At 58.1% G+C, this 20,600-nt stretch carries 22 protein-coding genes; 16 read left to right on the top strand and 6 right to left on the bottom strand.

Annotated features, from left to right (window positions below; translation table 11 throughout):
* Positions 1–16: 16 nt before the first annotated feature.
* The 3 genes from EE949_RS20875 to EE949_RS20885 form a co-directional block, all read right to left on the bottom strand.
* On the bottom strand, positions 17–775 hold the full coding sequence (locus EE949_RS20875) for a collagen-like protein (protein ID WP_122666013.1): 759 nt from the start codon (positions 773–775) through the stop codon (positions 17–19).
* Complete coding sequence (locus tag EE949_RS20880; RefSeq protein ID WP_122666014.1) at positions 768–1,043, bottom strand: DUF1145 domain-containing protein; 276 nt, start codon at positions 1,041–1,043, stop codon at positions 768–770. The genes EE949_RS20875 and EE949_RS20880 overlap by 8 nt, the downstream gene beginning before the upstream one ends.
* Positions 1,044–1,239: 196 nt before the next feature.
* Positions 1,240–1,941 (bottom strand): OmpA family protein, encoded by a 702-nt coding sequence (locus EE949_RS20885; RefSeq protein ID WP_122666015.1) that lies wholly within the window; start codon positions 1,939–1,941, stop codon positions 1,240–1,242.
* Positions 1,942–2,204: 263 nt separating this feature from the next.
* On the opposite strand from EE949_RS20885, the gene EE949_RS20890 reads away from it, so the two are divergent.
* Together EE949_RS20890 and EE949_RS20895 are read left to right on the top strand one after the other, a co-directional pair.
* Positions 2,205–2,702 carry a DUF6231 family protein gene (locus EE949_RS20890; protein WP_122666016.1) on the top strand — a complete coding sequence of 166 codons (498 nt, stop codon included), beginning with the start codon at positions 2,205–2,207 and terminating at the stop codon, positions 2,700–2,702.
* Between the two features lie 3 nt (positions 2,703–2,705).
* Positions 2,706–3,179 carry a YchJ family protein gene (locus tag EE949_RS20895; protein ID WP_122666017.1) on the top strand — a complete coding sequence of 158 codons (474 nt, stop codon included), beginning with the start codon at positions 2,706–2,708 and terminating at the stop codon, positions 3,177–3,179.
* Between the two features lie 11 nt (positions 3,180–3,190).
* On the opposite strand, the gene EE949_RS20900 is transcribed toward EE949_RS20895, so the two are convergent.
* Positions 3,191–3,709, bottom strand: a complete 519-nt coding sequence (locus EE949_RS20900; protein ID WP_122666018.1) for a hypothetical protein — start codon at positions 3,707–3,709, stop codon at positions 3,191–3,193.
* Between the two features lie 101 nt (positions 3,710–3,810).
* On the opposite strand from EE949_RS20900, the gene EE949_RS20905 reads away from it, so the two are divergent.
* The 13 genes from EE949_RS20905 (at position 3,811) to pdeM (ending at position 19,017) form a co-directional block, all read left to right on the top strand.
* Positions 3,811–4,299 carry an LEA type 2 family protein gene (locus EE949_RS20905; RefSeq protein ID WP_122666019.1) on the top strand — a complete coding sequence of 163 codons (489 nt, stop codon included), beginning with the start codon at positions 3,811–3,813 and terminating at the stop codon, positions 4,297–4,299.
* A 5-nt stretch (positions 4,300–4,304) separates the two neighbouring features.
* Complete coding sequence (locus EE949_RS20910; RefSeq protein WP_087269191.1) at positions 4,305–4,520, top strand: SEC-C metal-binding domain-containing protein; 216 nt, start codon at positions 4,305–4,307, stop codon at positions 4,518–4,520.
* A gap of 106 nt (positions 4,521–4,626) precedes the next feature.
* A complete protein-coding gene (locus EE949_RS20915; RefSeq protein ID WP_122666141.1) occupies positions 4,627–5,271 on the top strand; it encodes a glutathione binding-like protein in 645 nt (214 codons plus the stop codon).
* Positions 5,272–5,770: 499 nt separating this feature from the next.
* Entirely contained in the window at positions 5,771–8,236 is a 2,466-nt protein-coding gene (locus EE949_RS20920) for a penicillin acylase family protein (RefSeq protein ID WP_122666020.1), read from the top strand.
* Positions 8,237–8,407: 171 nt separating this feature from the next.
* Positions 8,408–9,439 carry a ligase-associated DNA damage response exonuclease gene (locus EE949_RS20925; protein ID WP_122666021.1) on the top strand — a complete coding sequence of 344 codons (1,032 nt, stop codon included), beginning with the start codon at positions 8,408–8,410 and terminating at the stop codon, positions 9,437–9,439.
* The gene (locus EE949_RS20930) at positions 9,436–11,151 is read left to right on the top strand and encodes an ATP-dependent DNA ligase (protein WP_122666022.1); all 1,716 of its coding nucleotides are present in this window, start codon (positions 9,436–9,438) and stop codon (positions 11,149–11,151) included. Before EE949_RS20925 ends, EE949_RS20930 begins: the two co-directional genes overlap by 4 nt.
* A 315-nt stretch (positions 11,152–11,466) precedes the next feature.
* On the top strand, positions 11,467–12,249 hold the full coding sequence (locus tag EE949_RS20935) for a transporter substrate-binding domain-containing protein (protein ID WP_122666023.1): 783 nt from the start codon (positions 11,467–11,469) through the stop codon (positions 12,247–12,249).
* An 85-nt stretch (positions 12,250–12,334) separates the two neighbouring features.
* A complete protein-coding gene (locus EE949_RS20940; protein WP_122666024.1) occupies positions 12,335–13,063 on the top strand; it encodes an ABC transporter permease in 729 nt (242 codons plus the stop codon).
* Positions 13,060–13,770 carry an ABC transporter permease gene (locus tag EE949_RS20945; protein WP_122666025.1) on the top strand — a complete coding sequence of 237 codons (711 nt, stop codon included), beginning with the start codon at positions 13,060–13,062 and terminating at the stop codon, positions 13,768–13,770. The genes EE949_RS20940 and EE949_RS20945 overlap by 4 nt, the downstream gene beginning before the upstream one ends.
* 9 nt (positions 13,771–13,779) lie before the next feature.
* Positions 13,780–14,898: a succinylglutamate desuccinylase/aspartoacylase family protein gene (locus tag EE949_RS20950; protein ID WP_122666026.1), complete on the top strand. Its 1,119-nt coding sequence runs from the start codon at positions 13,780–13,782 to the stop codon at positions 14,896–14,898.
* A gap of 13 nt (positions 14,899–14,911) precedes the next feature.
* On the top strand, positions 14,912–15,676 hold the full coding sequence (locus tag EE949_RS20955; RefSeq protein WP_099270375.1) for an ABC transporter ATP-binding protein: 765 nt from the start codon (positions 14,912–14,914) through the stop codon (positions 15,674–15,676).
* Between the two features lie 198 nt (positions 15,677–15,874).
* Positions 15,875–18,364, top strand: coding sequence for a ligase-associated DNA damage response DEXH box helicase (locus EE949_RS20960; RefSeq protein WP_122666027.1), 2,490 nt, complete (start codon positions 15,875–15,877; stop codon positions 18,362–18,364).
* Positions 18,361–19,017, top strand: a complete 657-nt coding sequence (pdeM, locus tag EE949_RS20965; protein WP_122666028.1) for a ligase-associated DNA damage response endonuclease PdeM — start codon at positions 18,361–18,363, stop codon at positions 19,015–19,017. Before EE949_RS20960 ends, pdeM begins: the two co-directional genes overlap by 4 nt.
* Before the next feature lie 113 nt (positions 19,018–19,130).
* Here pdeM and EE949_RS20970 read toward each other — a convergent pair whose 3' ends face one another.
* Together EE949_RS20970 and dcd are read right to left on the bottom strand one after the other, a co-directional pair.
* Entirely contained in the window at positions 19,131–19,346 is a 216-nt protein-coding gene (locus tag EE949_RS20970) for a hypothetical protein (RefSeq protein WP_122666029.1), read from the bottom strand.
* 119 nt (positions 19,347–19,465) lie between these two features.
* Positions 19,466–20,032, bottom strand: a complete 567-nt coding sequence (gene dcd, locus EE949_RS20975) for a dCTP deaminase (protein WP_122666030.1) — start codon at positions 20,030–20,032, stop codon at positions 19,466–19,468.
* A gap of 309 nt (positions 20,033–20,341) precedes the next feature.
* On the opposite strand from dcd, the gene EE949_RS20980 reads away from it, so the two are divergent.
* Positions 20,342–20,551, top strand: a complete 210-nt coding sequence (locus EE949_RS20980; protein ID WP_002554837.1) for a cold-shock protein — start codon at positions 20,342–20,344, stop codon at positions 20,549–20,551.
* The last annotated feature ends 49 nt before the right edge of the window (positions 20,552–20,600 follow it).

Consider the following 20,600-nt stretch of genomic DNA (forward strand, 5'->3'; position numbering starts at 1 on the left):
TTCGCGAGGCAGCAGCTTACAACCGCTGCAACGTCAGCGCACCCGCAGGCCCGGCGGCACCGGGTTGGCCCGCTTCACCCGCGCGCCCGGCTTTGCCGCCATCAGCCCGGTACACGATGCAGCCTTTGGATGCACCGCCTTTGCCCGGTTTGCCACCAGCACCGGCGAGACCGCCAGCACCGCCCTGCACGTCAACTTTGATGCGCTCGACCGGGTAGTCGCGCGGCAGTTCGAGACGCACTTGCGCACCCGCAGCACCGTCGTGACCATTGCCACCATTGTCGCCATCAAAACCGCGTCCGGCACTGCCCCAGGTGCAACCCGGTGCTTTGCCATTGGCGCCATCGAGCCCTACATAGCCCGGCGAACCAGCGCCACCTCGTGCATCGACGAACAACTCGTCGCCCTGCAGATGCTCGACACGCAACGTCAGGTTACGACCCGGCAAAGGCGGTTTTTCATAGGTACCCGGCGCACCGCGAGCAGTGATCTGGCTACCCGTGCCAAGCTGACCATGACCAACCACCAGATTAAGCGGCTGACTGCTCGGCACGATGGCGATACGCGCCTCGTGGCCCAGCACCAGTTGATCGACTTTCACTTCGGTAAGGCCGGACGGGATGAGCAAAGTGCCGTAGTCGGCAACTTCCAGACGCTCCAGTTGCAGCACACTGGCCTGACTTGGCAAGCGCATCAGCGAGTGCGAGTCGACGTTGATGGTTTGAGCCATCGCCAAGGGACTGCACAAGGCAGCCAGCAGACAAAGCTTACGCATGAGCGGCCTCCGGGATATTTTTCGGGAAAGACTGAAGGTGGAAGATTCCGAACAACATAATGTGCAAGCGGTCGCGCCAGGGACGTGGACGGCCGCGCAGGCTGCCATTGAACAGCAGCAACTCAGCGACATGAGTCAGCGCCAACAGGCTGCCTGCAAGTTTGATCAGAAGAGCGAACGGAGTCGGCAGTACCACTACCAGATTAAATAACACCACCAGCCAGAAAGCCGCAGTCAACAGCTTTCCCAATCCCCAAAACACCTTCATTGCGTGAACCTGCCCCTGTTGTTATGTCTGCAAACGCTTATCGTTGCGTAATTTTTCTGCGCGCACAGTAAACGCTTGCACTGTGAAATTTGCCAGTACACGGCTGAAAATTAATCTGACGCGAAGAACAACCGCCGAACGGCTGAATCGGAATTGGCCCGGCAGAGGTGCCGGGCCAACGGCTGGAGCGCCCGCGTTAACGGTTGATAAGGATTTCTACGCGACGATTCAGCGAACGACCGCTGGCGGTTGAGTTGTCAGCAACCGGACGGGCTTCACCATCACCTTCTACCGAAACGAATGCACTGCGCGGGATTCCGGAACTGACCAGATAATCAGTGACCGAAACAGCACGTTTCTGGGAAAGTTTCTGGTTGTAGGCATCGCTGCCAACACTGTCGGTATGACCGCTGACGCGCAACTGCGCGCTCGGAGCTTCGCGTTTCAGGCGAGTCGCAATCAAGTCGAGCTTCGATTTGTCGGCTGCGGTCAGACGCGCAGAGTCAAACTCGAACAGCACGTCATTGATCACAATGACTTCCTCTTTGACGATCACCACCTCTTCAATGACAGCCGGAGGAGCCGGTGGCGTCAGCGGGCAACCGGTTGCATCGACGGCAACGCCTTTAGGTGTATCCGGGCATTTGTCGACACTGTTCTTCACCCCGTCGCCATCATCGTCGCCATCGCCATGGACCCAGCAATACGCGCCAGCCATGACACCCACCGCACCGCCCAGACTGGCTGCGACCGCAGCGCTCTGGAATGCCCCTGCCGCAGCACCCGCCACACCGCCACCCAATGCACAGAGCGGCCAGTCAGTCTTCTGCAGACCCGCGCAACCGGTCAAAACACTGGTGACTAAAATAAGAGGTAATGCTGTCCGAATTATTCTCATTAATTTTTCTCCCAAGGGTTCGGCCCAATCCGCCGCTCAGGAAGTAAAGACAGCAAAGTGCCAGTTCGCCACTTTTCGCCTTGTTTTATTGGGGTTGCCCGATCTTGCAGGCAAATAAAATCTCCGCAGGAGCTGCCGAAGGCTGCGATCCCATCTACCTGACACACCGATTTCGCAGCCTTCGGCAGCTCCTGCAGAAATGCCACGGGCTAGGCCCATGCCTCGCCACACGCTAGTCTTGCAGGCCATAGAGAGGATTATTGATGAGCGAAGGCTTTTCCACGCGCACGCCGCAGCAAGCACTGGCCGCCCTGCTCGATTTGCAGGCCCCCAAACGCCTGCTGTTGATCGGTGCCGAGGCGTTCCCTGCGTTACAGGCATTCCAGCAAGCCCACCCCGAAACGCTGCTTGCCCATGCCAAACCCGGCCTATTGCCGGCAGAACTGGCCGCGCAGCGGTTCGACCTGGCCCTGATAGTCGATTGCCTGGAGCACATCAACAAGCGCGAAGGTCTGGAGTTGCTTGGCGGCATTCGCAACCTCAACGCCAGTCGCATTGCGGTACTGGCCGACCTGCAGGCTTGCGGCTGGAAAGACACGGACTTCTACTCTCTGGCGCTGCAGGCCAGCGAACGATTTGCCCGTGATGAACAGGTGCTGACGCTGTATACCTACGATTTACGCGAATACAAACAAGTGCCCGACTGGCTCAACGCAAGGTTCTGGGCCAACCCGGAGAACTTTGGCAAATACTGGTGGTAAGTCATGAATAGCGCGATTTGCCCCTGCGGTAGCGGGGATCTGTTAGCCGCCTGTTGCGGTCCGTTTCACGCAGGCCAACCCGCGCCCTGCGCGGAGAAACTGATGCGTTCACGCTACAGCGCCTATGTTCTGGGGCTCATCGACTACTTGCTCGATACCACATTGCCGGTGCAGAAAGCAGGCCTGGATCGCGACTCAATCACGCAGTGGAGCCTGCAAAGCACGTGGCTGGGACTGGAAGTGGAAAGCTCGGAAGTATTTGGTGGCAAACCCGAGCACGCCTTCGTCACATTCACCGCCCGCTGGCATGACGGCAGCGGTGAACACAGCCACCGTGAGCGCTCGTCTTTCGTACAGAATCAGGGCCGCTGGTACTTCATCGATCCAACTGCCGGCCTGAAGGCCGGACGCAATGACGCCTGCCCTTGCGGCAGTGAACAGAAATACAAGAAATGCTGCGCCAGCTACATGAGCTGAAGCCGTGGCAGCTATTCCAGCGAAAGATGTGAAATGTCAGGAACAGCTCCGCAGTGAACGCTCGGCAACTGCCCCAGTTCACTGCCTGCTGGTGCGAGGCTCAGTCCGGACAGGTCCAGTGACGGCCCAACCAGTGCGGGTTTGACGTCCTGCATATCGCTACCCACCTCGCACACTTCAAGATCCGGAGCATCGACCGCCACGAAAGCAGCCATGTATACGTCGCGAGGAGTAATCTGTAATCGGCCGGGCCGTGGAGCAGCAATGGAACCCGCTCCGGCGTCTGGCTCAGGCCTGGACGACGGCATTTCCAACACTTCGACCAACGCTCCGGCGCGCTCCAGGGTCGAACGATATTTTTCTGCCGCCTCGCCGTCGAGATTGTTTTTCAGCACCAGTCGACGCCCGCTGAACAACAGCTCCAGCCGTTGCGCGTCGCTGTGGAACAGCTTGCCCAGATTGGCCTGAACCTTTTCCAGTTGGGCGCCGGGGACCAGTTGGCCACTGAATATAATTTCATACAGCTTCATTGGTCATACTCTGGGTACACGTGCGAGAAGTATGCCGCAGCTTTATGAAAAAGGAATGGGCAGTCGCTTTGTCAAACTATGGCTTCACATGGAGCACGAAGATGTTTTCACAGGCGCACGTCATACGAGTCCTGAGCCTTGGCCTGCTGCTGTCGATGCTGAACGGTTGTTCATCGGTACGCGTCAGCGACTATCAGGACCCTCAGGTGCACTTGCTCAAAGTCGAGGTGGTCAAGGCCAAGCTGCTGCAGCAGGATTTCAAACTGCGCTTTCGCGTAGAAAACCCGAATGATCGCAGCATGCTGGTGCGCAGCCTGCGCTACAAAATCATGCTCAATGACCTTGTGCTGGCTGAAGGCGAGTCCACCGACTGGTTCGTGGTCGATGGCCAAAGCCGCAGAAACTTCGTGGTGCCAATACGGACCAATCTCTGGAAGGACTTGAAGCAGATCGCGAAAATGTTGAAAAAAACCGATCAGCCGATCCAGTATCGGCTCGAAGGCAAACTCAAGACCGGCTTTTTGTTTCGGCATAACGTGCGTATTGGACGCAACGGCGAGATAATGCCCGGCGATTTTATTCCGGAGTAACCCCGATGAACCAGCAAGCCCATGTGCATGGCCCAGATTGCAACCACGATCATGACGATCATGGCCACGCCCACCACGACCACCAGCATGGACATGTCCACGGTCCAAACTGCGGCCATGCCCATCAGGAGCCGGTACGCAACGCGTTGAAGGACGTTGGCCGCAACGATCCTTGCCCATGCGGCAGCGACAAGAAATTCAAGAAGTGCCACGGCGCGTAAGCTGACTGTGATACTCGAACGGCCTGCATTGCAGGCCGTTTTCATTTGTGTGGTCACTGCATGAGGGAGTAAAACAGGCCTTCCGTGCCATTCAATGGAATTCCTGATGATCGATTTGCATTACTGGACCACACCCAACGGCCACAAAGTGTCGATGTTTCTTGAGGAGGCCGGTCTGCCGTACAAGATCTTCCCGGTCAATATCGGCCAGAACGATCAGTTCAAACCCGAGTTCCTGAAAATCTCTCCGAACAACCGCATCCCGGCCATCGTTGACCACGCGCCTGCCGATGGCGGTGAGCCGGTCAGCCTGTTTGAATCCGGGGCAATCCTGCTGTATCTGGCTGAAAAAACCGGCCAGTTCATCCCCATGGACCTGCGCGGCCGACAAGAAACGCTGCAATGGCTATTCTGGCAAATGGGTGGGCTGGGGCCGATGGCGGGTCAGAACCATCACTTCAACCGCTTCGCCAAGGAAAAGATTCCTTACGCGATCAAGCGCTACGTCGATGAAACCGCCCGGCTGTATGGCGTGCTGGACAAGCGTGTGGCGGACCGCGAGTTCGTCGCGGGTAATGAATACAGCATTGCCGACATGGCGATCTATCCGTGGATCGCGCGTCATACCTGGCAGGAGCAGAACCTTGATGACTTCCCACATCTCAAGCGCTGGTTCGATGCAGTCAGTGATCGCGAAGCAACCAAGCGGGCGTACGCGCTGGTTGATCAGGTGAATCCACCGCAGGCATAAGCATCACCGCCCTCCCCTGTAAGAGTGAGCTTGTTCGCGAAGATGCCAATATAAGTACTGCCTGAAATACCGCCTTCCCGAATGAATTCGGTCCCACAGGTCCAATGCAAACCTGAGTTCATCGCCAACCTCCAACCTGTGGGAGCGAACTCATTCGCGAAGAGGCCGCTACAACCAGCGAAGAGGCCTGTGAGTTTACTGCCGCCTTCCCGGATAAATCCGGTCCCACAGGTCCAATGCAAACCTGAGTTCATCCCCAACCTGTGGGAGCGAATTCATTCGCGAAGAGGCCGTTACAACCAGCGAAGAGGCCTGTGAGTTTACTGCCGCCTTCCCGGATAAATCCGGTCCCACACGAATTGCATTGTTCACACGATCTGCGCGTTGATCAGTCACCTTGAAAAATCCTGAAATAAACTCCCTCCACCCGCTTGCGCAGTGCTTGCCCGCTCTCTAACGTAGCGCCTTTTATACGTTAAGCCCCCGCAGGAGTTTTGCCATGGCCTCACCAGCCCGTTCCAAAGTCGTAAACCGGTTCGGTGCTGCCGCCGCTACGGTGGGTTTGTTGAGTCTTGCAGGCTGCCAGTTGGGCGGTGGCGACAGCGACTCGCTGCTGCCCGCCTCCGGCACTGTTGCGGTCAAGGGCCTGGCCCAAAACGTTTCCCTGCGGCGCACCAACCTCGGCATGCCGCTGATAGAAAGCAGCACCTTCCACGATGCACTGTTTACTCTGGGTTATGTACACGCCAGTGATCGCATCACACAGATGTTGACCATGCGCCTGCTGGCCCAAGGTCGACTGTCCGAAATGGCAGGCCCGGGCGCACTGGATATCGACCGATTGATGCGCGCCGCGAACCTGAAAAAAAGCGCCAGCGAGCTCTATAGCGCCTCAACCCCACGTTTGCAGCGTTTCTTTGAGGTGTACGCCCGCGGCGTCAACGCCTACCTGTTCCGCTACCGCGACAAGTTGCCAGCCGATCTGGCCAGCTCCGGCTATCGCCCGGACTACTGGAAGCCTGAGGACTCGGCGCTGATCTTCAGCCTGCTGAATTTCAGCCAGTCGGCGAACCTGCAAGAAGAGCTGTCCGCACTGGTACTGGCGCAGAAAGTCGGGGTCGACAAACTGGCCTGGCTGGTCCCGACCTATCCGGATGAGGAACTGCCTTTTTCCGAAGCCGACAAGCTCAAGGGGCTTAACCTTGGCGGACAGGTACCTGGCCTTAGCGGCCTGAACAATGTCGCCCGACAATTGACTGACCTGAACATGTTGGGGATCGCCGCCTCCAGTAACTGGGGGATTGCGCCGCAACGCAGCCGCACGGGTAAAAGCTTGCTGGCTAACGACGTGCAATTGCCTGCCGGATTGAACTCCGCGTGGAGTTTCGTACAAATCCGCGCCCCGAAATATCAGGCCGCTGGCGCTACGGTTGCCGGTCTGCCGCTGATCCTCAGTGGCTTCAACGGCAAGCTGGGCTGGTCGATGGCCTCGGTCATGGGCGACAACCAGGACCTGTTCCTGGAAAAACTGAAACGCGAAAATAATCGCCTCATGTATCTGGCCGATGGCAAATGGCTGCCCGCTGCTGCCCACGAAGAAACCTTTATCATCAAAGGCGGCCGCCCCGTCCGCGAAACCGTTTACGAAACCCGACACGGCGCGCTGCTCAACAGCAACCCGAGTGAGGGTCAGTTGAACAACAGCCTGGGTCTGGCGATGCAAACCCCGGACTTCAAAGACGACAAGAGTCTGGACGCGTTCTTCGATCTGTCCCGTGCGCCAAATGTCGACAAGGCGTTTGATGCCAGCCGTGAAATCCGCGCCATCGCGCTGAACATGGTGTTCGCAGATGCCTCGAACGTCGCCTGGCAAGTCACCGGACGCTATCCGAACCGCCGTGAAGGCTTGGGCCTGCTGCCTTCGCCGGGCTGGGAAAGCCGTTACGACTGGGACGGCTTCGCTGACTCAATGCTGCACCCTTATGATCAAAACCCGCAGCAAGGCTGGATCGCTACTGCCAACCAGCGCACCTTCCCCAAGGGTTACGGCATGCAGTTGTCCAACTCGTGGAAAGCCCCCGAGCGCGCCGAGCGTATTGCCGAACTGGCCAACAGTGGCAAGCAGGACACCCGCAGCGTCATTGCCATGCAATACGACCAGAGCACGACTTTCGCCGCCAAGCTGAGAAAAATGTTTGAAGCGCCGGGCATGGTCAAACCGCTGAAACAGGCCATCGACGCCTTGCCCGAAGCCGAACGCAGCAAGGCCAGGGAAGCGTTTACCCGGTTGATGGCGTTCGACGGCAAGCTCACCCCGACCTCTGCTGATGCCGCTCTTTATGAGCTGTTCCTGCAGGAAAGCACCAAACAGATCTTCCTTGACGAACTTGGCCCGGAAGGCAGCCCGGCGTGGAAAGCGCTGGTGCAGAACGCCAGCCTGTCGTACTCGGCCCAGGCCGACCACTTGCTGGGCCGCGAAGACAGTCCGTATTGGGATGACGCGAAAACCCCGCAGAAAGAAGACAAGCCCGCGATTCTGGCCCGCAGCCTGGCGGCAGCAATCACTGCCGGTGACAACCTGATGGGCGCTGATCGCAAAGCCTGGCAATGGGGCAAGTTGCACCGCTCGACTCTGCAGAGCAGCGACTTCGCGGCCAACAGTTTCAATCGTGGCCCAAGTGCAACAGGGGGCGACCACAACACGCTGAACATCGCGGCGTATCCATGGGGTCAGAACTTCGACAGCCAGGCGGTGCCGAGCATGCGCATGATCATCGACTTCGGCCAGGCTGAACCGATGCTGAGCCTGATCAACATCGGTCAGTCCGGCAACCCGGCCAGCCCGTATTACACCAACAGCATGGAGCCTTGGCTCAAGGCGCAATACCAGACCATTCCGCTGCAAACACAGAACTACGAGCGGGCTTATGGCAGCAAACGCCTGACGCTGGTGCCAGGGAAGTAGAATAAATACCCCTGTAGGAGCTGCCGAAGGCTGCGATTGCGATCTTCCTGACACACCGCGATCGCAGCCTTCGGCAGCTCCTACAGGGTTGCACCAATCAGCTTCAGGTTCTTCGAACTTCCTCCCCCGCCCTGCCCTCATAACTAACAAGCCCATCCAGTCGGTTATTCCATGGATCTTGTTATCGCGCGTCCCGAAGGTTTGTATTGCCCGCCCGGCGATTTCTATATTGATCCCTGGCGCCCTGTTGAACGCTCAGTCATCACCCATGGCCACGGCGATCATGCGCGAACCGGTAACGAACACTATCTGGCCGCGGCGCCCGGCGAAGGCATTCTGCGTTCGCGGCTAGGGCAGGACATCAACCTGCAAACCCTGGCATACGGCGAAACCCTGCTGCACCACGGCGTAAAACTGAGCCTGCATCCAGCGGGACATGTGCTGGGTTCGGCGCAGGTGCGGCTGGAGTACAAAGGCGAAGTCTGGGTCGCGTCCGGCGATTACAAAGTCGAGCCGGATGGCACCTGTGCGCCGTTCGAACCGGTGCGTTGCCATACGTTCATCACTGAATCGACATTTGGCTTGCCTATCTATCGCTGGCAACCGCAGTCGGAAATCTTCGCTGGCATCAATGACTGGTGGCGCGCCAACACGGCTGTTGGCAAAGCCAGCGTGCTGTTCGCCTATTCCTTCGGCAAGGCGCAACGCATCCTGCACGGCATTGATCCTCAGCTAGGCCCGATTCTGGTCCATGGTGCAGTCGAACCCTTGAACCGGGTTTATCGGGACGCCGGGGTGCGAATCCCCAACACGCAATACGCGGGTGATTTCCAGAAAAACGATCCGGCGTTGCGTCAAGCCTTGATCCTCGCACCGCCGTCAGCCGGTGGCAGCTCGTGGATGAAACGCTTTGGGGAGTTCAGCGATGCGTTCGCCAGCGGCTGGATGATGCTGCGCGGAACTCGCAGGCGCCGGGGTGTGGATCGGGGCTTCGTGCTGTCCGATCACGCCGACTGGCCGGGATTGCTGTGGGCAATCGAGCAGACCGGCGCCGAGCGGGTCATGGTGACCCACGGCTCAGTGGCTGTGCTGGTGCGCTACCTGCGCGAGTCCGGTCTGGATGCCCAAGGCTTCGTCACCGAATACGGAGACGAGGAAGATCCGGCCACTTCAGACGCAAAACCAGACGAGGCTTCTGCATGAAAGCCTTCGCCGAGCTGTATTCAAAGCTGGATGCCACTACGTCGAGCAACGCCAAACTCGCCGCCATGCGGGACTACTTCACCATTGCTCCACCGCCGGACGCTGCATGGGCCGTGTACTTCCTGTCGGGCGGGCGGCCGCGCCAACTGGTGCCCACCAAGCTGCTGCGAGAACAGGCCATGAGCCTTGGCAAGCTGCCGGAATGGCTATTCGAAGAGAGCTATCAGGCGGTGGGTGACCTGGCAGAAACCCTGGCGTTGCTGTTACCCGAAGCCGAGCACAGTTCCGATGATGGCCTCGCGGTGTGGATGGAGGAAAAGTTGTTACCGCTGCGGGGACTTCCGCCTGAAGAACTGGTCGAGCGGCTACCGACGTTCTGGTCGCAGCTGGATCGGGTCAGCCTGATGGTTTGTATCAAACTGATTACCGGCAGTTTTCGGGTCGGGGTGTCGAAGCTGCTGGTCACTCGCGCTCTCGCGGCCATGGCTGACATCGACAGCAAGCGGGTGGCACAACGACTGGTGGGTTACACCGACCTGTCCCATCGTCCCAGTGCCGAGGGCTTTCTCAAACTGATCGCGGCAGAGTCGGAGGACGAGCATGCGCAGCGCGGCGGCCAGCCTTATCCATTCTTTCTTGCCCATGCCCTGCAGCAGCCGGTGGATCAGTTTGAAACGCTGCTGGGGTCGGTGGATAACTGGCAGGTGGAATGGAAATGGGACGGCATTCGCGCGCAGTTGGTGAAACGCGAAGGTCGCTTGTGGATCTGGTCTCGCGGTGAAGAACTGGTAACCGACCGGTTTCCTGAATTGCACAGCCTGGCCCAGAGCCTGCCGGACGGCACCGTCGTCGATGGCGAAATCGTGGTCTGGAAACCGGCGGAGCAGCCTCTCTCGCCCGATAAGCAGTTTGCCCTGAGCGCGGATTCCCCGCCCTCCCTTGCAACGGCGCAACCGTCTGTACAGCCTTTCGCCCTGCTCCAGCAACGCATCGGTCGTAAAACGCTGGGCAAGAAAATCCTCGAAGAAGTGCCGGTGGTGGTGCTCGCTTACGACTTGCTGGAATGGCAGGGCCATGACTGGCGCAGCCGTCCGCAACAGGAGCGGCGTACACAGCTGGAAAAAGTGATCGAAGCCAGCCAAAGCCCGGTGCTGCTGCCCTCCCCAGTCATCAATGGCAAAGACTGGCAAGACCTGAGTGTGCAGCGCGAAGCCTCCCGCAGTCTCGGCGTGGAAGGCATGATGCTCAAAGCACGTGAATCGCTGTATGGCGTCGGCCGAACCAAAGACATGGGCGTCTGGTGGAAGTGGAAGGTCGACCCGTTCAGCGTCGACGCCGTGCTGATCTACGCACAGCGCGGCCATGGCAGGCGTGCCAGCCTGTACAGCGACTACACTTTCGCGGTGTGGGACGGTCCGCCCGAACAAAGCGAGCGCACACTGGTGCCATTCGCTAAAGCCTATTCAGGGCTGACTGACGAAGAAATGCGCAAGGTCGACGCCATTGTGCGCAAGACCACGATCGAGAAGTTTGGCCCGGTCAGCAGTGTTACCCCAAGCCTCGTGTTTGAACTGGGCTTCGAGGGCATCGCACTCTCGAAGCGCCACAAGAGCGGCATCGCAGTACGTTTCCCGCGCATGTTGCGCTGGCGGCAGGATAAATCTGTGGCCGAAGCCGATAGCCTGTCGACGTTGCAGGACCTGTTGGGGTAGGATTCCGCCCTTTTTTGGGTCATCAAAACAGCTGCGCACCTTGTTGGAGCAGGACGCCACCTTCTGTAGGAGTGAGCTTGCTCGCGATTGGGGGTCCAGTTGAAGTTCAATGCTGCTGGCACGACGCTATCGCGAGCAAGCTCACTCCTACAGGGAGCGACCTTAAAGTCGTCAGTCAACATTGCGACAACTCCGTACATTTAAAACGCACGTTCGTATCTTTGGTTCGGAAATTGCTACTTTCAAGGGTCTGGCACCCGCCGGTAGCAAGCCTCGCGTGTTCCCAACGCTCAATTTGGTTTTAAGGACTGAACGATGAAAAAAGCATGGCTGACCCTCTCTGCATTGGCCGTTTGTCTGGCCGCTGGTAATGCAATGGCCAAGGAATATAAGGAACTGCGTTTTGGCGTGGATCCTTCTTATGCACCTTTCGAATCAAAAGCCGCTGACGGCAGCCTGGTAGGCTTCGACATCGACTTGGGCAACGCTATCTGCGCCGAGCTGAAAGTTAAATGCAAATGGGTTGAAAGCGATTTCGACGGCATGATTCCTGGCCTGAAGGCCCGCAAATTCGACGGCGTTATCTCGTCGATGACCGTGACTCCGGCACGTGAGAAGGTTATCGACTTCTCCAACGAACTGTTCTCCGGCCCAACGTCGCTGGTGTTCAAAAAAGGTGCAGGCCTGACCGCCGACCCGGCTAGCCTGAAAGGCAAGACCGTTGGCTACGAGCAAGGCACCATTCAGGAAGCTTACGCCAAGGCTGTGCTGGACAAGGCTGGCGTGAAAACCCAGGCCTACCAGAACCAGGACCAGGTTTATGCTGACCTGACTTCCGGTCGTCTTGATGCGTCGATCCAGGACATGCTGCAGGCCGAACTGGGCTTCCTCAAGTCGCCACAAGGTGCTGATTACGAAGTCAGCGAGCCTGTAGACAGCGAATTGCTGCCTTCAAAAACCGCGATCGGTATCGCGAAAGGTAACAAAGAGCTCAAGGCACTGCTGGATAAAGGTATCAAAGCGTTACACGACGACGGCAAATATGCCGAGATCCAGAAGAAGCACTTCGGCGATCTGAATCTGTATAGCGGTAAATAACACCCCGACGCCCATGGATTTCGGCGATGATCCACCGCCGATTTCCATGGGCGTTTTGTTTTATTGACCGTCAAAGGCTTTACCCATGTTCGAAACACTGCTGCACACCCTCGGACTCTCGTCTTTCAGCCTCAAAGGCTTCGGCCCTTTGCTGCTCGAAGGCACGTGGATGACCGTTAAATTATCGCTGCTGTCGCTGCTGGTGAGCATTGTGCTCGGCCTGATCGGCGCCAGTGCAAAACTGTCGGGCGCCGCTATCGTGCGGATGCCGGCGCAGCTCTACACCACCCTGATTCGTGGTGTTCCCGACCTTGTGTTGATGTTGCTGATTTTCTACAGCCTGCAAACCTGGCTGAGTCAGCTGACCGACGCAATGGAATGGGACTACATCGAAATCGACCCTTTCAGCGCGGGCGTCATCACGCTGGGCTTCATCTATGGTGCTTACTTCACTGAAACTTTCCGTGGCGCGATTCTTTCCGTCCCGCGCGGTCAGGTCGAAGCAGCCACCGCCTACGGCCTCAGTCGCGCACAGCGTTTTCGCTACGTGGTATTCCCGCAAATGATGCGCTTCGCTTTGCCGGGCATCGGCAACAACTGGCAGGTGCTACTCAAGGCCACCGCACTGGTGTCGATCATTGGCCTGGCTGACCTGGTCAAGGCCGCGCAGGACGCAGGCAAAAGCACCTACCAACTGTTTTATTTCCTGGTCCTTGCTGCATTGATCTATCTGCTGATCACCAGCGCTTCAAACTTTGCCCTGCGTTGGGCGGAACGTCGATATTCCGCAGGCAGCCGGGAGGCTCAACGATGATCGAATTGCTTCAGGAGTACTGGCGCCCCTTCCTCTATAGCGATGGCGTGCACATCACCGGGCTGGCCATGACTATGTGGTTGCTCAGCGCCTCGATCGCTATCGGTTTTCTGGTCTCGATTCCGCTGTCCATAGCCCGCGTATCGGGCAATCGTTGGGTACGCTGGCCGGTGCAGTTCTACACCTACCTGTTCCGCGGCACGCCCCTCTATATACAGTTGCTGATTTGCTACACCGGCATCTACAGCCTTGAAGCGGTGCGTGCCCAGCCACTTCTGGATTCGTTCTTTCGCGATGCGATGAACTGCACAATCCTCGCGTTCGCCCTGAATACTTGCGCGTACACCACCGAGATTTTCGCCGGTTCGATCCGCAGCATGAACCACGGCGAAGTCGAAGCCGCCAAAGCCTACGGGCTGACCGGCTGGAAGCTTTACGCATACGTGATCATGCCATCGGCCCTGCGCCGCTCGCTGCCGTTCTACAGCAACGAAGTGATTCTGATGCTGCACTCGACCACGGTGGCCTTCACTGCCACTGTGCCGGACATTCTCAAGGTCGCTCGGGATGCCAACTCGGCCACGTTCATGACGTTTCAGTCGTTCGGCATCGCCGCCATTATTTACCTGTGCGTCACGTTCATTCTGGTCGGCCTGTTCCGTCTTGCCGAACGTCGCTGGCTGGCCTTTCTCGGCCCGACTCACTAGGACCTGCCCATGCGTCATGACACCCACGATCTGCTGGCGCCGGTGCCAGGCACTGCGCGGCAGATCCACAGTTTTCACTACGGTCCGCAAGACGGCGCCTGCAAAATCTACATCCAGGCATCGCTGCATGCCGACGAGCTGCCGGGCATGCTGGTCGCCTGGTACCTCAAGCAGCGTTTGAGCGAACTGGAAAACGCAGGTTTGCTGCTCGGTGAAATCGTCGTCGTGCCGGTCGCCAACCCTATCGGCCTGGAACAGGTCCTGATGGACGTTCCGCTGGGCCGCTACGAACTGGAAAGCGGACAGAACTTCAACCGCTGGTTTGCCGACCTTGGCGTAGTCGTGGGTGACGACGTTGAAGCACAACTCAATGAAGACCCTCAGCATAACGTCCAGTTGATCCGCCGCAGCCTGAACAAAGCGCTTCAAGCCCAGCCAGCAGCCACGCAACTGCAATCGCAACGTCTCACGCTACAGCGTCTGGCATGTGATGCAGATATGGTGCTGGACCTGCATTGCGACTTCGAGTCCGTCGAGCACCTGTACACCACGCCTGAAGCCTGGCCGCAGGTGGAAATGCTTTCACGCTACCTCGGTGCCCAGGCCAGCCTGTTGGCGACTGACTCCGGTGGCCAGTCATTCGATGAGTGCTTCACGCTGGTCTGGTGGCAATTGCAGCAGCGCTTTGGTGATCGCTTCGCGATTCCCATGGGCAGCTTTTCCGTGACCCTGGAGTTGCGTGGCCAAGGCGATGTCAATCACGCCTTGGCCAGCCGCGACTGCCAGGCACTGATCAACTACCTGATTCATTTCGGCGCCATTGGCGGTGACGTCTCGGTCGCCCCCGAATTGCTTTACCCGGCCACGCCACTGGCGGCGGTTGAACCGGTGGCCACGCCCGTTGGCGGGCTACTGGTGTTCTGTGCCCAGCCCGGCGAATTCGTCGAGGCGGGCCAGTTGATCGCGGAAGTCATTGACCCGATCAGCGACGCTGTCATGCCGATCCACACGCTCAATTCCGGCCTGCTCTATGCGCGCTCGTTACGCCGCATGGCCACCGCCGGCATGGTCATCGCTCACGTCGCAGGCACCGAAGCCTACCGTAGCGGCTACCTACTTTCTCCTTGAGGACTTGCTTGTCATGTACAAACTGACCATCGATGGCCTGCACAAAAGCTACGGCGATAACAAAGTACTCAAAGGTGTTTCGCTCAAAGCCAGCAGCGGCGATGTCATCTGCCTGATCGGCGCCAGCGGCTCCGGCAAAAGCACGTTCCTGCGCTGCATCAACTTCCTCGAACAGCCGAACGATGGCGCCATGAGCCTGGACGGCAAGCAGGTGCGCATGGTCAGCGATAAAGGCCATATGCGTGTCGCTGACCCGGACGAGCTGCAAAGCATCCGCACCCGCCTGGCCATGGTGTTCCAGCACTTCAACCTGTGGGCCCACATGACTGTCCTGGAAAACATCACCATGGCACCGCGCCGGGTGCTGGGTGTTTCCAAGGAAGAAGCTGAGGCTCGCGCCCGCAAGTACCTGGACAAGGTTGGCTTGCCGGAACGCGTCGCGGACCAATACCCGGCCTTCCTTTCCGGCGGTCAGCAGCAGCGTGTGGCCATTGCCCGTGCGCTGGCAATGGAGCCCGAGATCATGCTGTTCGACGAGCCGACTTCGGCACTCGACCCGGAACTGGTCGGTGAAGTACTCAAGGTGATTCAAGGCCTGGCCGAAGAAGGTCGAACCATGATCATGGTGACCCACGAGATGAGCTTCGCCCGCAAAGTCGCCAACCAGATCGTATTCCTGCATCAGGGCCAGATCGAAGAGTCCGGGCATCCGGATGAGGTATTGGGCAATCCGAAAAGCGAGCGGCTGCAGCAGTTTCTGAGCGGGAATTTGAAGTAAGAAAACGGGTTGCAAGCCAACCCTGTGGGAGCGAATTCATTCGCGAAGAGGCCGGTACGTCAGGTACATATCTGTCGTCTGAAATAACGTATTCGCGAATAAATTCGCTCCCACAGGGTGCACCTTCTTAAACCAACACAACTAATCCCCCATCTGCGCTGTCTCTGAAATACCCCCTTTCAGAGCACACAGCAGCGCATGAGCAGACCCACCGATTTCGCTCAGCGATGGTTTTCGGAACGCAGCTGGAAGCCCTTCCCTTTTCAGAAAGAGGTCTGGTCGGCCGTTAAGCAGGGGCACTCAGGCCTGCTGCACGCAAGCACCGGCTCTGGTAAGACCTACGCCGTATGGTTCGCCGCGCTCAATCGTTTCGCCCAAGCCGTCAAGCCGCCAGCCGATGACAAACCCCGCAAGCGCAAACCACCTGCCACACCGCTCAGCGTATTGTGGATAACGCCCATGCGCGCGCTGGCTGCCGACACTGCCAGAGCGCTCGAAGCGCCGCTGGCGGATCTGGACATCCCCTGGACCGTCGGCTTGCGTACCGGAGATACCAGCAGCAGTGAACGCGCACGACAAGGCAGACGCCTGCCGACTGCACTGATCACCACGCCCGAAAGCCTGACCCTGTTACAGACCCGCGCTGACGCTCAAAGCACGTTCTCGACACTGAAAATGGTTGTTGTAGATGAATGGCACGAACTGATCGGCAACAAGCGCGGCGTGCAGTTACAGCTTGCAATCGCCCGCTTGCGCCAATGGAATCCGGATTTGATCGTGTGGGGCGTTTCCGCGACGCTTGGCAATCAACAACATGCACAGGAAGTGCTGGTTGGCGAAGGCGGCGTCAGCGTGCAAGGCAAGATCACCAAAGAGCTACGAGTGGACACCCTGTTGCCACCTTCCATCGAACGCTTCCCTTGGGCCGGGCACATGGGCTTGCGCATGCTCCCGCAAGTACTGGCGGAAGTGGACAGCAGCGCCAGTTGCCTGGTGTTCACCAATACCCGCGCACAGTCGGAAGTCTGGTATCAGGCACTGCTGGAGGCACGACCCGATTGGGCAGGCTTGATCGCCTTGCACCACGGCTCGCTCGCCCGGGAAGTCCGGGACTGGGTAGAACGGGCACTGAAGGAGGGTCAACTAAAAGCAGTGGTGTGCACCTCCAGCCTCGACCTGGGCGTGGACTTCCTGCCCGTGGAGCGGGTCTTGCAAATCGGCTCGCCCAAAGGCGTTGCGCGGCTGATGCAGCGCGCCGGACGCTCTGGACACGCACCCGGCCGCCCCTCACGCGTAACGCTGGTGCCGACTCACAGCCTGGAACTGGTGGAAGCCGCCGCGGCCCATGACGCTGTTGCAGCGCGCATGATCGAGCCGAGAGAATCACCCCATAAGCCCCTCGACGTACTGGTGCAGCATCTGGTCAGCATGGCATTGGGCGGCGGCTTCGATCCTGACGCGCTGTTACTTGAAGTGCGCACTGCCTGGGCTTACCGGGATCTGAGCGATGCAGAGTGGCAATGGGCCTTGGCCTTCGTGCGCCACGGTGGTAATTCGCTGACGGCCTATCCGGACTACCGCCGCGTAGAGCCGGATGAAAATGGCGTATGGCGAGTACCTGATGCTCGTCTCGCAAGGCGTCATCGAATGAGCATCGGCACCATTGTCAGCGATGCCAGCATCAACGTGAAGTACTGGAAAAAAGGCGGCGGCGGAGGCTCTTTGGGCAGCGTCGAAGAAGGTTTCATTGCGCGCCTCAAACCTGGCGACGGCTTTCTGTTTGGTGGCCGCCTGCTGGAACTGGTTCGCGTGGAAAACATGACCGCCTATGTAAAAAAGGCAACCAGCAAGAAGGCCGCAGTCCCACGCTGGAATGGAGGGCGAATGCCCCTGTCGAGCGAACTGGCTGATGCAGTGGTGACCCAGTTCGATGCAGCCGCACGCGGAATATTCACCAGCCCGGAGATGCAGGCTGTGAAGCCGTTGCTTGAAGTTCAGCGGCAATGGTCTGCCCTGCCCCGGGAAAAGACGCTGCTGGCCGAAGTCATGAAATCCCGCGAAGGCTGGCACCTGTTTCTCTATCCATTCGCCGGGCGTCACGTCCACCTTGGATTGGCAAGTTTGCTGGCCTGGCGTTTGAGCCGTCATGCCCCCCTGACGTTCTCGATCGCGGTGAATGACTATGGCTTCGAGCTGCTCAGCGCCACCGAGATAGATTGGCAGGCTCAGTTACAGCCAGAGCTGTTCAGTGAGGAGCATCTGCTGGCTGACATCATGGCGAGCCTTAACGCGGGGGAACTGGCCCTGAGACGCTTTCGGGAAATCGCCCGCATTGCCGGGCTGGTCTTCTCAGGCTATCCGGGTGCCCCTAAAAGCAATCGGCAATTGCAGGCCTCAAGTGGGCTGTTCTTTGAAGTATTCAAACAGTACGACGCCGGTAACCTGCTGCTGACGCAAGCCCAGGAAGAGGTTCTGCGACAAGAGCTGGACGTGGCCAGGCTGGAGCATACGTTGCAGCGCATTAACCAGCGCACCCTGGATTTACACACTGTGAAGCGTGCGACACCGATGGCCTTTCCGCTATTGGTAGAACGTATGCGCGAAAGCCTCAGCTCGGAAAAACTCTCTGACCGAATTGCAAGGATGGTTCGCGATCTGGAGAAAGCCGCCGGACCGGATATCCCATGAGCCCCTATATCGCGGTACATCTGGACGGTGCTGAAATCTGGCTACTCGCAGAAAAAGCCGTTTATTACCCGGCGTACCGGGCATTGCTCATCGCCGATGTTCATTTCGGCAAAGCAGCAGCCTTTCGAGCACTTGGGCAACCCGTGCCCCAAGGCACAACCCAGGACAACTTGCAGCGCCTGGATCAGTTGCTGCGGCGGTATCCCTGCGATCAGTTGATATTCCTCGGCGACTTCCTGCATGCCCGGCAGTCGCGCACCCCATCAACCCTGCAGGCGCTTGGCGAGTGGCGTTCGCGTCATCCTGAACTGACTATTACGCTTATCCGTGGCAATCACGATAAACACGCAGGCGATCCACCCTCGGATCTGATGATCGAAACAGTACCAGAACCCCTGCTGCTGGGGCCTTTTGCGCTGCAACACGAGCCTCAGCCACATCCCACCCATCATGTGCTGGCGGGGCATGTGCATCCGGTTTATCACCTGCAGGGGCGCGGCCGTCAAAGGTTAAGGCTGCCTTGCTTTTATCTGAACGAGCGCACAAGCCTGCTACCCGCTTTCGGCGCATTCACCGGCGGCTACAGCGTTGAACGCGAGCAGAACAGCAAGATTTTCGTGGTAGGTGACGGAGCGGTGTGGGCGACTGGCTGAAACGATTCACATTGGCATGTTCAGTCTGGATCAACACTTGATCGCAGTCGTTCAGAAAATCCAGGCAGCACCCTGCTGGCCAGTGAATGCGCCAGCAGAACAATCAATGAATGTCAGGCGACTGGAGCCGGTGGCGGCTCATCCGGAAGCGTCGGCTCCCCCGGCTCGGTAGGCTGAGGATACTCGTTCGGCGTGTCCGGGCCGGGTTGTCCTGGTACTCCGCCAACCATATTGGCCTGCGGATAGGCGAGTAACGACAAGGCGAGCAGACCCACATGATTCTCTCGCGGGTCAGCCCCCTGGGCGCTGGCATTCGATTGTCTCTTCATAAGGCACTCCTGAGCGTTATCCCCCTGCCCACATGGCGCGAGGAGGAGCGATTCAGTCAATAGAGTGCCGAATTGAGGACTAATTCAATTCCGGGAGGCTAAACGGTAACAAATATCAGTCAGGCGCGAGGCAGTGTGACGCCGCGCTGGCCCTGGTATTTACCGCCGCGATCCTTGTAAGACACTTCGCACTCTTCATCGGACTCCAGGAAGAGCATCTGCGCCACGCCCTCATTGGCGTAGATTTTTGCCGGCAAAGTCGTGGTGTTGGAAAACTCCAGCGTTACGTGACCTTCCCATTCAGGCTCAAGCGGCGTCACGTTGACGATGATTCCGCAGCGCGCATAGGTGCTTTTGCCCAGACAAATGGTCAGCACATTGCGCGGGATACGGAAATATTCCACGGTGCGAGCCAGCGCAAAGGAGTTGGGCGGAATGATGCAGACATCACTCTTGATGTCCACGAAGCTCTTCTCATCGAAGTTCTTCGGATCAACGGTAGCGGAATTGATATTGGTGAAAACCTTGAATTCATCCGCGCAACGCACATCGTAGCCATAGCTGGACACGCCATAGGAGATGAGTCGGTCTGCGCCTTCGCCACGCATCTGGCGCTCGACGAAAGGCTCGATCATGCCGTGCTCCTGCGCCGTGCGGCGAATCCACTTGTCCGATTTGATGCTCATGGCGATGTCCTGATAGCTGGGTGGAAAAAGATGTCCGGCATCTTACCGGGCCGAGGCGCAGGGTTCAAAGGCTGAAGAACGCAGTAGGCAGATGCTTTGCGCACTAATCGAAATAATCCTCAATTGGCTGTTGGCACGTTCAAAAAAAAGCGTTAAGGTGGCGTCACTGTGTTGCTTGTGTCACTGAGAATCTCTACACGATGTTGAATTTCGATCCAACCATCTCCAAGAATTTTTCCTGCTCTTTGCACTCAGTCTCGGCCAGGGCACTTCCTGAGTCGCAGTTAACTTTGTCCAAGGAGATACACCATGTCTAATCGCCAAACTGGTACCGTTAAGTGGTTCAACGATGAAAAAGGCTTCGGCTTCATCACTCCACAATCCGGTGACGACCTGTTCGTACACTTCAAAGCTATCCAATCCGACGGCTTCAAAAGCCTGAAAGAAGGCCAACAGGTTTCTTTCATCGCTACCCGCGGTCAGAAAGGCATGCAAGCTGAAGAAGTTCAAGTTATCTAACTTGTACTGAATCGCTTAAAAAACCTCGCTTCGGCGAGGTTTTTTTATG

This window comes from Pseudomonas viridiflava, assembly GCF_900602065.1.
Classification (GTDB): Bacteria; Pseudomonadota; Gammaproteobacteria; order Pseudomonadales; family Pseudomonadaceae; genus Aquipseudomonas.

Bases quoted from the DNA above. Each gene is read 5' to 3' on its own strand.
- EE949_RS20875 (WP_122666013.1), bottom strand. From the start codon at position 775: ATGCGTAAGCTTTGTCTGCTGGCTGCCTTGTGCAGTCCCTTGGCGATG.
- EE949_RS20880 (WP_122666014.1), bottom strand. From the start codon at position 1,043: ATGAAGGTGTTTTGGGGATTGGGAAAGCTGTTGACTGCGGCTTTCTGG.
- EE949_RS20885 (WP_122666015.1), bottom strand. From the start codon at position 1,941: ATGAGAATAATTCGGACAGCATTACCTCTTATTTTAGTCACCAGTGTT.
- EE949_RS20890 (WP_122666016.1), top strand. From the start codon at position 2,205: ATGAGCGAAGGCTTTTCCACGCGCACGCCGCAGCAAGCACTGGCCGCC.
- EE949_RS20895 (WP_122666017.1), top strand. From the start codon at position 2,706: ATGAATAGCGCGATTTGCCCCTGCGGTAGCGGGGATCTGTTAGCCGCC.
- EE949_RS20900 (WP_122666018.1), bottom strand. From the start codon at position 3,709: ATGAAGCTGTATGAAATTATATTCAGTGGCCAACTGGTCCCCGGCGCC.
- EE949_RS20905 (WP_122666019.1), top strand. From the start codon at position 3,811: ATGTTTTCACAGGCGCACGTCATACGAGTCCTGAGCCTTGGCCTGCTG.
- EE949_RS20910 (WP_087269191.1), top strand. From the start codon at position 4,305: ATGAACCAGCAAGCCCATGTGCATGGCCCAGATTGCAACCACGATCAT.
- EE949_RS20915 (WP_122666141.1), top strand. From the start codon at position 4,627: ATGATCGATTTGCATTACTGGACCACACCCAACGGCCACAAAGTGTCG.
- EE949_RS20920 (WP_122666020.1), top strand. From the start codon at position 5,771: ATGGCCTCACCAGCCCGTTCCAAAGTCGTAAACCGGTTCGGTGCTGCC.
- EE949_RS20925 (WP_122666021.1), top strand. From the start codon at position 8,408: ATGGATCTTGTTATCGCGCGTCCCGAAGGTTTGTATTGCCCGCCCGGC.
- EE949_RS20930 (WP_122666022.1), top strand. From the start codon at position 9,436: ATGAAAGCCTTCGCCGAGCTGTATTCAAAGCTGGATGCCACTACGTCG.
- EE949_RS20935 (WP_122666023.1), top strand. From the start codon at position 11,467: ATGAAAAAAGCATGGCTGACCCTCTCTGCATTGGCCGTTTGTCTGGCC.
- EE949_RS20940 (WP_122666024.1), top strand. From the start codon at position 12,335: ATGTTCGAAACACTGCTGCACACCCTCGGACTCTCGTCTTTCAGCCTC.
- EE949_RS20945 (WP_122666025.1), top strand. From the start codon at position 13,060: ATGATCGAATTGCTTCAGGAGTACTGGCGCCCCTTCCTCTATAGCGAT.
- EE949_RS20950 (WP_122666026.1), top strand. From the start codon at position 13,780: ATGCGTCATGACACCCACGATCTGCTGGCGCCGGTGCCAGGCACTGCG.
- EE949_RS20955 (WP_099270375.1), top strand. From the start codon at position 14,912: ATGTACAAACTGACCATCGATGGCCTGCACAAAAGCTACGGCGATAAC.
- EE949_RS20960 (WP_122666027.1), top strand. From the start codon at position 15,875: ATGAGCAGACCCACCGATTTCGCTCAGCGATGGTTTTCGGAACGCAGC.
- pdeM (WP_122666028.1), top strand. From the start codon at position 18,361: ATGAGCCCCTATATCGCGGTACATCTGGACGGTGCTGAAATCTGGCTA.
- EE949_RS20970 (WP_122666029.1), bottom strand. From the start codon at position 19,346: ATGAAGAGACAATCGAATGCCAGCGCCCAGGGGGCTGACCCGCGAGAG.
- dcd (WP_122666030.1), bottom strand. From the start codon at position 20,032: ATGAGCATCAAATCGGACAAGTGGATTCGCCGCACGGCGCAGGAGCAC.
- EE949_RS20980 (WP_002554837.1), top strand. From the start codon at position 20,342: ATGTCTAATCGCCAAACTGGTACCGTTAAGTGGTTCAACGATGAAAAA.